Genomic DNA, 14532 nt, shown 5'->3' on the forward strand with positions numbered 1-14532 from the left:
CCTGTAGCGTGGCGGAGAAAAAGCGGTATAATCCGGCGATTTTTTTTGTGGCTGCCACCGTTTTGGGGAAGGAGAAGAGTATGAAGGTCGTGGAAGTAAAACACCCACTCGTCAAACACAAGCTGGGCCTGATGCGTGAAAATGACATCAGCACCAAACGCTTTCGTGAACTCGCCTCGGAAGTCGGTAGTCTGCTGACCTATGAAGCGACTGCCGATCTGGAAACGGAACGTGTGACTATCGAAGGCTGGAACGGCCCGGTAGAAGTCGAACAAATCAAAGGCAAAAAAATCACCGTAGTCCCTATTCTGCGTGCCGGCCTGGGCATGATGGAAGGGGTGCTGGAACACGTTCCGAGCGCACGCATCAGCGTGGTGGGTATCTATCGTAATGAAGAGACCCTGGAGCCGGTACCGTATTTCCAGAAACTGGTTTCTAACATCGACGAGCGTATGGCGCTGGTCGTTGACCCGATGCTGGCAACGGGCGGTTCTATGATTGCCACCATCGACCTGCTGAAAAATGCAGGCTGCCACAGCATCAAAGTGCTGGTGCTGGTTGCTGCCCCGGAAGGCCTCGCCGCGCTGGAGAAAGCGCACCCGGACGTTGAGCTGTATACCGCGTCCATCGACAAGGGCCTCAATGAGCACGGATACATTATTCCGGGCCTCGGCGATGCCGGCGACAAAATCTTTGGTACGAAATAAATGCTTTAAAAATCAAAAGCCGACTTTGAAAGTCGGCTTTTTTTTGGCGTAAACCAGAACAGAATCCGCCTGATTTCATCACGCAGTCCACAACACTGCGGGATGGGTGATGAGCGGAACATATACCCTAACAACGTCGAGTTGCCGGCAAGGACAAGCGAGCGAATCCTGATGATCTTACGTAAATAAGTGATTCGGGTGGACGAGTATGGCCAACGCACCAGCGTCTTGACGTGTGACGGGGATAAACAACAACACTCAGAGGAAAACACTATGACGCGCCGTGCTATCGGGGTGAGTGAAAGACCGCCGCTTTTACAGACAATCCCGCTTAGTTTGCAGCACTTGTTCGCTATGTTTGGCGCAACCGTGCTGGTGCCAATCCTGTTTCATATTAACCCGGCCACCGTACTGTTATTTAACGGTATCGGAACGCTGCTTTATCTCTTTATCTGTAAGGGCAAAATCCCGGCTTATCTGGGATCGAGCTTTGCGTTTATTTCGCCGGTACTGCTGCTTCTGCCGCTGGGCTACGAAGTGGCGCTGGGTGGTTTTATCATGTGCGGCGTGCTGTTCTGCATTGTTTCCTTCATCGTGAAGAAAGCAGGCACCGGCTGGCTGGACGTGATGTTCCCGCCTGCGGCAATGGGCGCAATCGTTGCCGTCATCGGTCTGGAGCTGGCCGGTGTTGCGGCCAATATGGCCGGCCTGCTGCCTGCGGATGGTCAGTCTGCGGATTCCAGAACCGTGCTCATCTCGCTGGTAACGCTGGGTGTGACCGTGTTTGGTTCCGTACTGTTCCGTGGTTTTATGGCGATAATCCCGATTCTGATCGGCGTGCTGGCCGGTTATGCGCTGTCGTTTGCAATGGGTGTTGTTGATACCACGCCGATTGCCAATGCGCACTGGTTCGCGCTGCCAACCTTCTACACGCCGCGTTTCGAATGGTTTGCTATCTTCACCATTCTGCCTGCGGCGCTGGTGGTTATTGCTGAGCATGTGGGCCATCTGGTCGTTACCGCCAATATCGTGAAACGCGATCTGATCCGTGACCCGGGCCTGCACCGTTCCATGTTTGCCAATGGCTTCTCAACCATTATTTCCGGTTTCTTCGGCTCAACGCCGAATACCACCTATGGTGAGAATATTGGCGTTATGGCGATCACCCGCGTCTACAGTACCTGGGTTATCGGTGGCGCGGCTATCATCGCGATTCTGCTCTCCTGCGTAGGTAAACTGGCGGCGGCAATTCAGATTATCCCGGTACCGGTGATGGGCGGTGTCTCTCTGCTGCTGTACGGGGTAATCGGCGCATCCGGTATTCGCGTGTTGATCGAATCCAAAGTGGATTACAGCAAAGCGCAAAACTTGATCCTGACCTCCGTCATTCTGATCATCGGCGTCAGCGGCGCGAAAGTGCACATTGGCGCGGCTGAACTGAAAGGGATGGCGCTGGCGACTATCGTGGGTGTTGCGCTGAGCCTGATCTTCAAATTGATCAGTGTCCTGCGTCCGGAAGAAGTGGTACTGGACGCCGAAGACAGCGAAGCAAATCAGCATTAATTGTTGCTCTGCAAACCGGGTGTCATGCCCGGTTCAAACGCGGTAAAGTTTTATGATAAACTTACCGCGTTTTTTAAAGCCCTGTTGAGGTACGTCTGAACACACCGGCGCAGCTTTCCCTGCCACTCTATCTTCCTGACGATGAAACTTTTGCGAGTTTCTGGCCGGGCGATAACCCTTCTTTGCTGGCGGCGTTGCAAAATGTCCTACGCCAGGATCATAGCGGATACATCTATTTCTGGTCGCGTGAAGGGGCAGGACGTAGCCATCTGCTTCATGCGGCGTGTGCCGAACTCTCTCAGCGTGGTGATGCGGTCGGCTATGTGCCGCTTGATAAGCGCACCTGGTTTGTACCGGAAGTGCTTGAAGGAATGGAGCATCTCTCGCTGGTCTGTATCGATAATATCGAGTGTGTCGCAGGCGATGAACCGTGGGAGATGGCCATCTTCAATCTCTATAACCGTATTCTGGAATCAGGCAAAACGCGGTTACTGATCACCGGCGATCGTCCGCCACGGCAGTTGAATCTGGGGTTGCCCGACCTGGCGTCGCGCCTGGACTGGGGGCAAATCTACAAGCTGCAACCGCTCTCTGATGAAGACAAACTGCAGGCGCTCCAACTGCGTGCAAGGCAGCGCGGGTTTGAGTTGCCGGAAGATGTGGGACGTTTTCTGCTCAAGCGACTGGATCGCGAAATGCGCACGCTCTTTGACACGCTTGATCAGCTCGACCGTGCCTCTATTACCGCCCAGCGTAAGCTGACCATCCCCTTCGTAAAAGACATTCTGAAACTGTAGGCCCGACAAGTATTGCACCTGCGGGCCTGTGGCATTAGTAGACGATCTCAAGAACCTGTTCTGGCGGGCGACCAATGCGCGCCTTACCGTTCGCCACAACGATTGGACGCTCCATTAGCTTGGGATTATCAAGCAGCGCCTGCAACAGCGCCTCTTCTGAGAGATGGCTATCCCCCAGTCCCAGTGATTTATAGAGATCTTCTTTCTGGCGCATCAGCTCCCGCGCGCTGGTCATCCCCAGCATTTTCAACAGCGCTTTAAGCGTGTCGGCATCCGGCGGCGTTTCCAGATACAGAACAACCTGCGGATCAATGCCGTTGGCTTTCAGCAGGCTGAGGGTATCGCGGCTCTTGGAGCAGCGAGGGTTGTGGTAAATCTTCACCGCGTCTGTCATCGGTTCTCCTTGTTACATCTTCTGATACGGGCGGAACGTTTTCTGCAACTGACGAAGCTGATCGATACGCGCATCGTAACGGGCCTGCTGCAGGCTGCCCAATTTGACCTGCGAACTGGCGCTTCCCAGCAGCGTAATGGCCTGATCAAGCTTACCCGTCAGCGCCAACCCTTCGGCACGCGCCGCCAGCTCTTCATCGCGATGGCCTAATGTGGCTTCCGCTTGCGCCAGCAACTCCCAGCCGTTTACATCGTCCTTCCAGTTAAAGGTGTAACGATTGAGTATCGCCTCTGCCGCGGCAGCCTGACCGCTGCTCAGATAGGCGTTTGCCAGGTTGAGCTGCAATACCGGGTTGGTTTTAATTTCCGCCGCATTTTTCAGGCGGTTAATCGCTTCGTTGTTTTTGTTCTGCCCTAAATCAATGTCGGTCGCCAGGTCGATATACCAGGCATTTGTCGGATTGGCACTCAGCAGAGGTTGCAGCGTTTTAGCGGCGTCGGCGAAGTTCTTCGCCTCCATTGCCTGCAGGGCGCGACCATATTGCGCGGCATGTTGCTCGCGCACATTGCCTTTTGCCCAGGCATCTAACATATCGCTGGTGAGCTGATTACGCCCGGAGTTATACATCCCCAGGGCTCTGGCTTTGGCCAGGTAAAATTCTTCGGAGGATTGCACGACCACCGGGCGCATCTGGTTGGCGCGGTTACGCGCATCGGCAAGACGGCTTTCCGGTAAGGGGTGAGTCAGCAAAATTTCCGGTGGACGCGAGGCGTAACGTGATTGATCAAGCAGCTTTTCCAGGAAGGTCGGCATTGCCTGCGGATCAAAACCGGAGCGTTGCAAAACCTGAATCCCGATGCGGTCCGCTTCCTGTTCGTTCTGCTGCGTAAAGGTGATCATGCCCTGTTGCGTACCGGCCAGTGTACCGGTGAGCGCCGCCATCCCGGCCTGCGGGCTTGCCATGGCTAACAGAATGGAGCCCAGTGCGCCAGCCCAGGTCAGGGGGGCGCTACGCTTCTGATCTTCCATGGCTCGCGCCAGATGGCGCTGGGTCACGTGGGAAATTTCGTGCGCCATCACCGACGCCAGTTGGCTTTCGTTATCCGCATAGCGAAACAGCGCTGAATGCAGCACCACGTTGCCGCCAAAGAAAGCAAAGGCGTTGATTTCGTCATTATTGACTAAGTAGAAATGAAACGGGGTCTTTACCGAGTTTGCATGCGAGACCAGGCGCATGCCCAGTCCGTTGATGTACTGAACCAGTAAAGGGTCGTTGATCAGCGGCGCACTGCCGCGCAGCTGGCGAACATAATAGTCGCCCATCTGCATTTCCTGACCAATGGACAGGGTGCTTCCTGCGGAGGTTCCCATATCGGGCAGACTGTCTGCAGAATCCGCAAACGCGGGCATCATCTGGCCGAGCGTCAGCGTGGCGATAAGGGTTGCGACCAGCGTTTTTTTCAACTGCCTGAACATAACCTCAATCCTGTAATTTTTCGGGTAATCATTTGACCTGACGAGCCGGGGTTCGTTCCGGCGAAATAAAAGAGAGAGTTTATCCCCCCTGATGGGGGAATAACACCTTTTTGCCCGTTCATCATGTTTCCTGTAAAGGCGACGAAAAGCGAAGTCTTTTTTGTGACATTTCGATACAATTCCTGAACTCACACCGGTCAATCCGGCTCCTGGAAGGAACATATGCTTGAATTGTTGATGCAGTGGTATCGCCGTCGCTTTAGCGACCCGGAAGCGATCGCGCTGCTGGTCATTTTGCTGGCAGGTTTTGTCATTCTCTTCTTTTTTAGCGGTCTTCTTGCGCCGCTGCTGGTTGCCATCGTGCTGGCCTATCTGCTCGAATGGCCAACCGTTCGTCTGGAAAGAGTCGGTTTCTCCCGCCGCTGGGCCGCCACGATGGTGCTGCTACTGTTTGTCGGCATCCTGATGATTATGGCATTTGTTGTGATGCCGGTTGCCTGGCAGCAGGGGATGAATCTGATTCGCGACATGCCGGGTATGCTTAATAAACTTTCCGATTATGCCGCCACGCTGCCACGACGTTATCCGATGTTAATGGATGCGGGCATCATCGATGCAATGGCGGAAAACATGCGTGCCCGGATGCTGGGCATGGGCGATTCGGTGGTGAAATATTCCCTTGCATCGCTGGTCGGGCTGTTGACGCTGGCGGTCTATCTGGTTCTGGTGCCTCTGATGGTCTTCTTCCTGGTGAAGGATAAAGAACAGATGCTCAATGCGGTGCGCCGCGTCTTACCGCGTAACCGTGGGCTGGCAGGGCAGGTCTGGAAAGAGATGAACCAGCAGATAACCAACTACATTCGCGGCAAAGTGCTGGAGATGGTTGTCGTCGGCGTTGCCACCTGGTTAGGTTTTCAGCTCTTTGGCCTTAACTATTCATTGCTGCTGGCGGTGCTGGTGGGCTTCTCGGTGCTGATTCCTTACATCGGCGCGTTTGTGGTCACCATTCCGGTGATTGGCGTGGCGCTGTTTCAGTTTGGTGCGGGCACCGAGTTCTGGAGCTGTTTTGCCGTCTACCTGATAATCCAGGGGCTGGATGGCAACCTGCTTGTGCCGTTACTGTTTTCCGAAGCGGTTAACCTGCACCCGTTGGTCATTATCCTGTCGGTAATTATCTTTGGCGGCCTGTGGGGGTTCTGGGGGGTGTTCTTCGCCATCCCGCTGGCAACGCTGGTGCAGGCAGTTATTCACGCATGGCCAGATACCGTGGTGGTTGACGACCATCACGTCTGACGTGATGTCTTCCCCGCTGGCGCGGTGCTTAGCGGGGCTACCAATCGTAGCCCTGATAAGCGCAGCGCCATCAGGGACGCGTTCAGTGCCCGTTATTTTGGTTACGCAAATAGATAATCCAGTAAGTGATCCCCACCAGCAGCCCGCCGCCGATAATATTACCTATCGTCACCGGGATCAGATTGGCCGTGATAAAATTGCTGACCGTTAATGCCGGAAAATGTTCCGGGCTGGCGTGAATGCTGGTCCAGAATCCTTCGGGTGCAAAATAACGAATAACAATAGAAAGCGGGATCAAAAACATATTCGCGATGCTGTGTTCGAAGCCGCTGGCAACAAACATACCGATAGGCAACAGCATCGCCATAATTTTATCGGTTAGCGTATGCCCGGAATAACTCATCCACACAGCCAGACATACCATTAAATTACAAAGCGTCCCCAGGCAAACGGCTTCAACAAATGTATGATGCATTTTATGGTCGGCGGTTTGTAATACATTTAGTCCCCAAAGACCATTGCCACTCATATATTGCCCGGCAAACCAAATCAGCGCGACAAAAAACAGGGCGCCGACAAGGTTACCAAAATAGACAATTATCCAGTTGATAATTAACTGTCGCCAACTTATTAGCCCGCTGGCTTTTGCCATCACCGTCAATACTGTCGAGGTGAACAAATCTGCGCCACAGACCACCACCAGGATGAGGCCCAGCGAGAAGCACACGCCGCCGGCCAGTTTTGCCAGGGCGGTTGCAGGGGCAGGCCCGGTTGTGACGGTAATATAGAAAACGAATGCAATGGAAATAAATACACCAGCCGTGACCGCGAGAAAGAATGACAGCTCTTTCTTCTTGCTGACTTTATATAACCCTGCCTGTTCGGCGACCTTTGCCATTTCTGCGGGAAGTCGCAGATCAAAAGCATTGCTGGTATCCATCAGAATCTCCTGAGTCTATGCATTAATGAGGGAGCAATATCGACACCCGCATTTATATGCATAGGGCGTACCAGCTATATAGCCGGTATCGCCTCTAAAGCGTTAATTCGCTCACACTTAAACTCAGAAACTCAATTACAATACTTCCCTAACGGTAATGCCCAGCCGCTGCATACGTGATAACAGCGTGGTACGTTTCATCCCTAATTTTGACGCCGCACCGCGCGGCCCGGCAACAATACCGTTTGTTTCTCGCAGCACCTGAATAATACGCTGACGTTCCTCTTCATCGTTTTCCGGCGGCTCGGTGTGCATCATTTCCGCCACGCGGGGCAGGGGGAAAGGAAAAGGATCATGGGCCACAGGCTGCACCATGCTGCTGGGTTGCGCATTCAAATGCAGGCTCAGCGTATTATCGCGTGAGAGCAGGACCGCACGTTCGAGAATATTTTCCAGTTCGCGCACGTTGCCAGGCCATTCGTAGCGCATCAACTGGCGCATTGCATCGGCAGGAATGGTGTCGATTTGGCGGTTTAAACGGCGCGCCAGTTTTTGTGTGAAGTACCTGACCAGCAACGGGATATCGTCCGGGCGATCGCGCAGCGGCGGCAACACCAGCGGGAACACATTCAGGCGATAGAACAGGTCGTTGCGAAACTCCCGGTCAATGACCATCTGTTTCAGGTCGCGATTAGTCGCGGCAATGACCCGAACGTTAACGGGAATGGTGCGGGTGCCGCCAATGCGCTCAATCTCCCGTTCCTGTAGCACACGCAATAATTTAGGCTGCAGTTCAATCGGCATATCGCCGATTTCATCGAGGAACAGCGTTCCCCCATCCGCCATTTCAAAGCGCCCACGGTGGGTGTTGATAGCGCCGGTAAACGCCCCTTTATCATGACCAAACAGTTCGCTTTCTAGCAGGGTGGACGGAATTGCGGCACAGTTGATTTTCACCAGCGGTTTATCTTTGCGCAGACTCATCTGGTGAATAGCACGGGCAATAATCTCTTTCCCTGTACCGGTTTCGCCAAGAATCAGCACTGTACTGTCACTCAGGGCAACAATATTGACCTGCTGGAGCACATCGCGCATGGCGTCGCTCTGATAAATAATGTCGCCAAAGCTCTGGCTGGAAAGAATTTGCTCGTTAAGTTTGTTGTTCTCGTTTTTGAGGTTTTCTTTCAGATGCGTCACTTTGCGATAGGCATCGGCATTATCGACAGCAATGCCAATTCTGTCGGCAATCTGTCGAAGTAATCGACAGTTTTGTGCGTTAAAAATCGACAAATCCCGGTGTGCCAGGACCAGTACGCCGGTAGACTGATGGCTAAAAGCCAGCGGCAGAATAAAGACCGTCTCCAGACCTTGCGCCTCCAACTGTTGCAGCAAGGGATCATTTTGCCATATTTGCGGCTCGTCCCTTTTTTGCAACAGGGTCGCATGATTTTCATTGAGCGCCGTATGCAGCAACTGGCTATCACTGCGTAGCGGGTATTGCTGGCTTGTTGGCGGCTGAACCGTGAAATCCGTCGAGTTCCACATAAGCTGGCGCGAGCGCAGGGCATCACGGAGCACCATTGCGACCGTATCCACGCCAAAGAAGCGGTGGATTTCACGTGAGACATCCGCCACCAGTTCATCAATATCAAGGTGAGACAGTACTGAGTTGGTGATATCGACCAGAACCCGGTCATGGTCAAGCTCCTGGCGCAACAGCGAAACAGATTGCTCCAGCTTGTCGCGCTCAATATCACCCTCTAAACCTTGCGCCGCGAGGCGTGCCAGCCAGGCAAACATAGTGCTGTCTTTTTCGCAAAATTTACCGCCATCGGTGCGCACAAAGCGCAGCTCAGCCATGGTTTCTCCGGCAAGTAAAATCACCTGTTTTGAGCTATCGCTGATTGAACCGGCATATTCACTGGTGCAGAACTCAACGCTTCCGTCATCAAAACAGCGGTAGAATCGCGAATTACTGAGGCGAAGTTCGACAAACTGAATGGGGCTGAACGGAGGTGGTAGGGGAATGAACGCCCGCAGGACGGACGCCTTATCTTTCTGTTCCAGCAAATGCTGTAAAATCATGGATACTGCATCCTTCCAGAATCAATTGTACAGAAAAGCAGAAAAAAACAGTCATAAATCAACATAATGTGACTTCCTTATCCGTTTTTTCATATCAAGTGATTGTTCTTCGGTAAGAGAGCGGGCCACCCGGTATACTACTATACCCCCTTATTTTGTAGTGTTACCCGCTTCACGTATAGCTAATTGTCATACGAATTGACGTTTTATTGATATCACTAATGGTTAATCCAGTCGCCGCACCATCAGATAAATCGCCGGTTCACCGGCAATGTCTTTCAATTGCTGCAAGATGAGCTGGCTCCAGCTACGCCAGGGATCATCCGCTTCTTCTGCCAGTTTAGCAAAGGCGGGGGCCAGTTTATTGACGTGACTGGCATCAATGATGATTTCGCCAAACGTGAGCAGCCCCTGCATTTTCTTACGTGCGCCCTCTTCCAGTAGCGCAAGCCAGCGCTCGTAGTCGGCAAGTGGACATTCCAGCACCACGTTGAGGCAGTCGATTACCCCCACGTGGTGACCAATGGCCAGCGAGTAGTACATCACCTGGCGGCTTTTTTCCTCGACATTGACGCTGTCATCGACAAATTTCTGCCGCAGCGTCCAGAACATCACTTTGCTGCCCTTCTCAGACATGCTTTCCCTCCATCTCGGCGCGCAGTTGCTGCACGATGGTGTCCAGACGCGGATCGGCCGCCTGCTGCAACCAGGCATTAATGCGCGCGGAACTTTCGCGTGGATCGCCTTCGGTCAACAGCGCGAAGAAGTGATCGGCAATTTCACGTCCCTGGCGATAGCCTGCCAGTCGACGCGCCAGACGCTCGATATTAACGCGCATGGCCAGCGGTACGGCAGGCCAACGGACGGTCGCCGTTTCATTTTCAGCCTGGTGATGATCTTCGGCGTGCAGTTTCTGCTCCAGCAGGCCGAGCGCGACAGCGAAACCGTGCACCGTTGCCGCCGGGGTCGGCGGGCAGCCGGGGATCCATACATCAATGGGGACGATGGTATCGCTGCCGCCCCAGACGCTGTAGAGATCGTGAAAAATACCGCCGCCGACGCCGCATGCGCCATAGGAGATCGCGATTTTGTGGTCAGGCGCGGAATGCCAGGCACGCAGCGCGGGCATACGCATGGCGCGGGTGACCGCGCCGGTAAACAGTAAAATGTCGGCGTGACGCGGTGACGCAACGACTTTAATGCCGAAGCGTTCGGCATCGAACAGCGGGGTGATCGCGGCGAAGATCTCAATTTCACAGCCGTTACATCCCCCGCAGTCCACGCGGTAAACATAGGCAGAACGTTGAATATCGCGAAGCAGCACTTGCTTGAGTTTTTGCGCTTGTTCATCCAGCGTTATGGGCTGACTGACATGCTGCTTTAACGTCAGGGAATCGGCGCTCATGCTTGCTCCTCAATATAATAATGAACGTTGGTGCTGCCGCGATGCTCCAGTGCCGCCCGACGTTTACATGCCGGGCAGACATTCGCCTGGGCGCGCAGGGTTTCCACCAGCGCCGGGTTCGATTGATGAAGTGCCTGTAATTCAGCCGCCAGGGCGACGGATTTTTCCGGCGCAAAGGGGGCGTGGCACTCACTGCAATGCTGCAGCCGAAAGGTCGCGCGCACATAGAGGTCTTCTTTGCGGGTCACTGCCAGCTCAAACTCCTCTGACAGGCGAATGGCGTGCGTTGGGCACACCTCTTCGCAGCGGCCACAGTAGATGCAGCGGCCGATAAACAGTTGCCAGATGCGGGCGTTGTCATCCGGATGGGTTTCCATCGTCAGCGCGTTGGCAGGGCAGGCGGTGGTGCAGGCGCCGCAGGCGATACACTGCTCAGGATTAAGCTCGGGTTTGCCGCGAAATCCAGGGCAGACCTCCAGCGGCGCAAACGGGTATTTCACCGTGACTTCGCCCGCTCTGATAATGGTTTTCCACAATTTAAGCATCGTATCTTCCTTATCTCAGCGGCGAATTGCGACGTTCAATACTGTAACGCTCGATCTCTTTGTACGGCACGGTGGTGGACTTGCGCTTACGTACATCCACCAGCGTGACGCGGTCCGTACAGGAATAGCAGGGATCGAGACTCCCGATAATCAACGGCGCATCGGAAACGGTATTGCCGCGCAGCATATAGCGCAGCACCGGCCAGTTAGCATAGGTCGCCGCACGGCAGCGCCAGCGGAACAGCTTCTGGTTGTCGCCGAGCATGCTCCAGTGCACATCCTCGCCGCGCGGTGCTTCCACATAACCCAGCGCGAATTTATGCGGCTTGTAGCTGAACCCTTCGGTTAACAGCGCGGTGTCTGGCATATTGTCGAGGGCAAACTCAATCATCGAGAGGGAATCAAGCGTCTCTTTGATACGCACCATCACGCGCGAGAAAACATCCCCGGCAGGCCAGCTAAACAAAGTTTTTGGCAGATTGCCGTAGTCGGCATAAGGATGGTCAAAGCGCAGATCACGGTTAAAGCCACTGCCGCGAATCAGCGGGCCGACCGGGCTGTAGTCGCGCGCAATCTGACGGTCCAGCACCCCAACCCCCTGGGTACGCTGTGCCATATTCGGCGTTGAGAGCAGCATATCCACCAGTTGGATGACTTCCGCGCGCATCTCCTTCACCAGTTGGATGGTTTTAATGCGCTGCTCTTTCAGTATGTCGCGCCGCACGCCGCCAATCAGATTCAGACCGTACGTTTTACGCGAGCCGGTCAGCAGTTCTGCCATGGTCATCGATTTTTCGCGGATGCGGAAAAATTGCATAAAGCCAGTATCGAAGCCGACGAAGTGGCTGGAAAGCCCAATGTTTAACAGATGGCTGTGCAGACGTTCCACTTCCAGTAGCACCGAGCGGATAGTATGAGCGCGTTGCGGCACAACAATGCCCAGGGCGTTTTCTACCGAGGTGGTGTAGGCCACGCTGTGGGCGAAGCCGCATATTCCGCAGACGCGGTCTGACAGGAACGTCACTTCGTTATAACCCATGCGGGTTTCCGCCAGTTTTTCCATACCGCGGTGAACATAGAACAGGCGGTAATCGGCATCGACAATGCGCTCGCCATCAACAAACAGACGGAAGTGGCCGGGTTCGTCCGACGTGATGTGCAGCGGGCCGATGGGCACAATACGCGCCGAGCTATCGCCATCATTGATAAACGGATAGTTTTCCGTATCGGTGGTTGGCTCCGGGCGCAGACGGTAATCCATGGTGTCTTTACGCAGCGGATGCAAATCGTCCGGCCAGTCGTCCGGTAGCACCAGACGGCGCTGATCCGGCAGGCCTACCGGGATCAGACCGTACATGTCGCGGATTTCACGCTCGCCCCAGACGGCGGCGGGCACCTTCGGAGTGACGGAGGGGAATTCACGCGTGTTGGCATCCACCAGCGCTTTTACCACAATCCAGCATTTTTCCGCCCCTTCCATAGAAAGGGCGTAGTAGACCGCGTAATGACCATTCAGAGTACGTTCATCGTTACCGAATAACACCGGTAACCAGCCGTCATGCTGGTAATAGAGATAATGCACAATATCCGGCAGCAGATTGAGTTTTACCGTAATGGTGGTCTGCTCAAAGGTTTGCCGCTCTTCTTCAAGAATGGCACCGGGAAATTGCGCGTTCAACGCCGCAAGACAGGCACCGCCACGAGGGGCATCGAGACTGATACTCTCTAAATAACTCACTTTAACTCTCCCTGAACCCGCGCGGGTGTTGCGGTTGCGGCGGTGGTGTCAAACGACGCCCACAGCCAACTAAATTGTGTTGATTGTTCATCATTACCGGACATCACGATGGCAGAAGCATTTGCCAGCATTTTGCTTACCGGTTGCGGAATATGGGTCCCCATCACCAGCATCATCACCAGCAAAATGACCATCGGCACTGTGGTGAGCCAGCCCAGTTCACCGCTGGCGACTTCCTGAGGCGGTGCGGCAAATAGCGCTTTGGCGACCATGCGCACCAGTCCACCAAGCACAATCGTCAGCAACAGCAGCAGTACGATAGTCACCAGCAGATGATCGGCCGCCAGCCCGGCGGTAACGGTCATAAACTCGCTGAGGAAAATATTGAACGGGGGCATGCCGCCCAGTGCCAGCGCGCCGCCGCCGAGCAGGACTGCGGTAAACGGCATGACTTTCAGCATGCCGCACACCACGTCCAGATTGCGGGTGCCGTATTTCAGCAGCACGTTGCCGGAACCGCAGAACAACAGCGTTTTGGTCAGGCTATGGTTCAGCGTGTGCAGCAGCGCGGCGAGAATACCCAGCGGGCCGCCGATACCGAGCGCCACCGCCACCAGCCCCATGTTTTCCACGCTCGAGTAGGCGAGCAGGCGTTTCATATCCTGTTGAACGAGGATAAAGAACGCCGCCACCGCCACCGAGAGCAGGCCGAAAATCATCAGTAAGGTATTGGGGAACGTGCTGCCGATGGCATGGCAGATAATGATGTAGTAGCGAATCAGCACCAGCAGCGCACAGTTCAGCAGCACCGCTGAGAGCAGGGCGCTGACCGGGCTTGGCGCTTCACTGTGGGCATCCGGCAGCCAGGCGTGCATCGGGAACAACCCGGTTTTGGTCCCAAAACCGATCAGCACGAAGACAAATGCCAGCACCATTAGCGTGGGGTCGAGCTTACTGCTCTCTTTAAGGACTTCGGTCCAGAAAATCGCATGGTCAGGCTCTACCATAAAGCTGGCGGCATTGGCATACACCAGTACCGTACCGAACAGGCCAAACGCGACGCCAACGGTACAGATAATGATGTATTTCCACGCGGCTTCCAGCGAAGAACGCTGACCGTAAATCCCCACCAAAAACGCTGAGCTTAGTGTGGTGGCCTCAATGGCTGCCCACATGACAATCAGGTTGTTACTGGTGACCACCAACAGCATGGTGAAGAGAAACAGATGGAAGAAACCGTAGTAGTTGCACAGGGTGCCGACGGTAATTTCCCCGTGATCGACCTCATGGCGCATATAGCCAATGGAGTACAACCCGGTGATAAAACCGATGATCCCAAGAAGCGACAAGAACAACCCGCTTAAGCTGTCAATATGTAGCCAGCGATGGGCGGCGAATATCTCGCCCTCAGTCACGGCCTCTGCGACCGTCCACAGTGCCACGACCATCAGCACGACGATACCGACGAAATGCACGGTGGTGACCAGAGCGCGCGCGGCATTTCCTCGCAGACGGCACAGGAAGCAGAGTGCGGAGATGACCAGCGGCGTGAGCAACAGCAAGGTGAACATCAATGCGTGACTCATGTT

13 protein-coding genes are annotated in these 14532 nt (G+C 54.5%); 4 read left to right on the forward strand and 9 right to left on the reverse strand.

The window, feature by feature from the left end; translation table 11 throughout:
- The first annotated feature begins 80 nt into the window (after nucleotides 1-80).
- From upp to ACS0RQ_RS07205, 3 genes are all read left to right on the forward strand, one after another.
- Nucleotides 81-707: a uracil phosphoribosyltransferase gene (gene upp / locus ACS0RQ_RS07195; RefSeq protein WP_039079688.1), complete on the forward strand. Its 627-nt coding sequence runs from the start codon at nucleotides 81-83 to the stop codon at nucleotides 705-707.
- A gap of 273 nt (nucleotides 708-980) precedes the next feature.
- Nucleotides 981-2270: a uracil permease gene (gene uraA / locus ACS0RQ_RS07200; protein WP_039079689.1), complete on the forward strand. Its 1290-nt coding sequence runs from the start codon at nucleotides 981-983 to the stop codon at nucleotides 2268-2270.
- Nucleotides 2271-2365: 95 nt separating this feature from the next.
- Nucleotides 2366-3067 (forward strand): DnaA inactivator Hda, encoded by a 702-nt coding sequence (locus ACS0RQ_RS07205; RefSeq protein ID WP_271849663.1) that lies wholly within the window; start codon nucleotides 2366-2368, stop codon nucleotides 3065-3067.
- Between the two features lie 34 nt (nucleotides 3068-3101).
- Here the strand turns inward: ACS0RQ_RS07205 and arsC are convergent, their stop codons facing one another.
- A complete protein-coding gene (gene arsC, locus ACS0RQ_RS07210) occupies nucleotides 3102-3461 on the reverse strand; it encodes an arsenate reductase (glutaredoxin) (protein WP_039079691.1) in 360 nt (119 codons plus the stop codon).
- 12 nt (nucleotides 3462-3473) lie between these two features.
- On the reverse strand, nucleotides 3474-4937 hold the full coding sequence (gene bepA, locus ACS0RQ_RS07215) for a beta-barrel assembly-enhancing protease (protein WP_039079692.1): 1464 nt from the start codon (nucleotides 4935-4937) through the stop codon (nucleotides 3474-3476).
- A 222-nt stretch (nucleotides 4938-5159) separates the two neighbouring features.
- Here bepA and ACS0RQ_RS07220 point away from each other — a divergent pair, with 222 nt between their 5' ends.
- Nucleotides 5160-6230 (forward strand): AI-2E family transporter, encoded by a 1071-nt coding sequence (locus ACS0RQ_RS07220; RefSeq protein ID WP_108700846.1) that lies wholly within the window; start codon nucleotides 5160-5162, stop codon nucleotides 6228-6230.
- 82 nt (nucleotides 6231-6312) lie between these two features.
- Here ACS0RQ_RS07220 and focA read toward each other — a convergent pair whose 3' ends face one another.
- The 7 genes from focA to ACS0RQ_RS07255 form a co-directional block, all read right to left on the reverse strand.
- Nucleotides 6313-7170, reverse strand: coding sequence for a formate transporter FocA (gene focA, locus ACS0RQ_RS07225; RefSeq protein ID WP_271849606.1), 858 nt, complete (start codon nucleotides 7168-7170; stop codon nucleotides 6313-6315).
- Between the two features lie 135 nt (nucleotides 7171-7305).
- Entirely contained in the window at nucleotides 7306-9255 is a 1950-nt protein-coding gene (locus ACS0RQ_RS07230; RefSeq protein WP_271849607.1) for a sigma 54-interacting transcriptional regulator, read from the reverse strand.
- 225 nt (nucleotides 9256-9480) lie between these two features.
- Entirely contained in the window at nucleotides 9481-9891 is a 411-nt protein-coding gene (locus ACS0RQ_RS07235; RefSeq protein WP_193794073.1) for a formate hydrogenlyase maturation HycH family protein, read from the reverse strand.
- Complete coding sequence (locus ACS0RQ_RS07240) at nucleotides 9884-10660, reverse strand: NADH-quinone oxidoreductase subunit B family protein (protein WP_071193407.1); 777 nt, start codon at nucleotides 10658-10660, stop codon at nucleotides 9884-9886. The genes ACS0RQ_RS07235 and ACS0RQ_RS07240 overlap by 8 nt, the downstream gene beginning before the upstream one ends.
- Nucleotides 10657-11205, reverse strand: coding sequence for a hydrogenase 4 subunit H (gene hyfH / locus ACS0RQ_RS07245; protein ID WP_271849608.1), 549 nt, complete (start codon nucleotides 11203-11205; stop codon nucleotides 10657-10659). The genes ACS0RQ_RS07240 and hyfH overlap by 4 nt, the downstream gene beginning before the upstream one ends.
- Before the next feature lie 10 nt (nucleotides 11206-11215).
- The gene (locus ACS0RQ_RS07250; protein ID WP_420372480.1) at nucleotides 11216-12925 is read right to left on the reverse strand and encodes a hydrogenase large subunit; all 1710 of its coding nucleotides are present in this window, start codon (nucleotides 12923-12925) and stop codon (nucleotides 11216-11218) included.
- A gap of 14 nt (nucleotides 12926-12939) precedes the next feature.
- A complete protein-coding gene (locus tag ACS0RQ_RS07255) occupies nucleotides 12940-14529 on the reverse strand; it encodes a hydrogenase 4 subunit F (RefSeq protein WP_271849610.1) in 1590 nt (529 codons plus the stop codon).
- Nucleotides 14530-14532 lie beyond the last annotated feature (3 nt).

This window comes from Phytobacter diazotrophicus, assembly GCF_052061655.1.
In the GTDB taxonomy this organism is placed as follows: domain Bacteria; phylum Pseudomonadota; class Gammaproteobacteria; order Enterobacterales; family Enterobacteriaceae; genus Phytobacter; species Phytobacter diazotrophicus.

Bases quoted from the DNA above. Each gene is read 5' to 3' on its own strand.
- upp (WP_039079688.1), top strand. From the start codon at position 81: ATGAAGGTCGTGGAAGTAAAACACCCACTCGTCAAACACAAGCTGGGC.
- uraA (WP_039079689.1), top strand. From the start codon at position 981: ATGACGCGCCGTGCTATCGGGGTGAGTGAAAGACCGCCGCTTTTACAG.
- arsC (WP_039079691.1), bottom strand. From the start codon at position 3,461: ATGACAGACGCGGTGAAGATTTACCACAACCCTCGCTGCTCCAAGAGC.
- bepA (WP_039079692.1), bottom strand. From the start codon at position 4,937: ATGTTCAGGCAGTTGAAAAAAACGCTGGTCGCAACCCTTATCGCCACG.
- ACS0RQ_RS07220 (WP_108700846.1), top strand. From the start codon at position 5,160: ATGCTTGAATTGTTGATGCAGTGGTATCGCCGTCGCTTTAGCGACCCG.
- focA (WP_271849606.1), bottom strand. From the start codon at position 7,170: ATGGATACCAGCAATGCTTTTGATCTGCGACTTCCCGCAGAAATGGCA.
- ACS0RQ_RS07230 (WP_271849607.1), bottom strand. From the start codon at position 9,255: ATGATTTTACAGCATTTGCTGGAACAGAAAGATAAGGCGTCCGTCCTG.
- ACS0RQ_RS07235 (WP_193794073.1), bottom strand. From the start codon at position 9,891: ATGTCTGAGAAGGGCAGCAAAGTGATGTTCTGGACGCTGCGGCAGAAA.
- ACS0RQ_RS07240 (WP_071193407.1), bottom strand. From the start codon at position 10,660: ATGAGCGCCGATTCCCTGACGTTAAAGCAGCATGTCAGTCAGCCCATA.
- hyfH (WP_271849608.1), bottom strand. From the start codon at position 11,205: ATGCTTAAATTGTGGAAAACCATTATCAGAGCGGGCGAAGTCACGGTG.
- ACS0RQ_RS07255 (WP_271849610.1), bottom strand. From the start codon at position 14,529: ATGAGTCACGCATTGATGTTCACCTTGCTGTTGCTCACGCCGCTGGTC.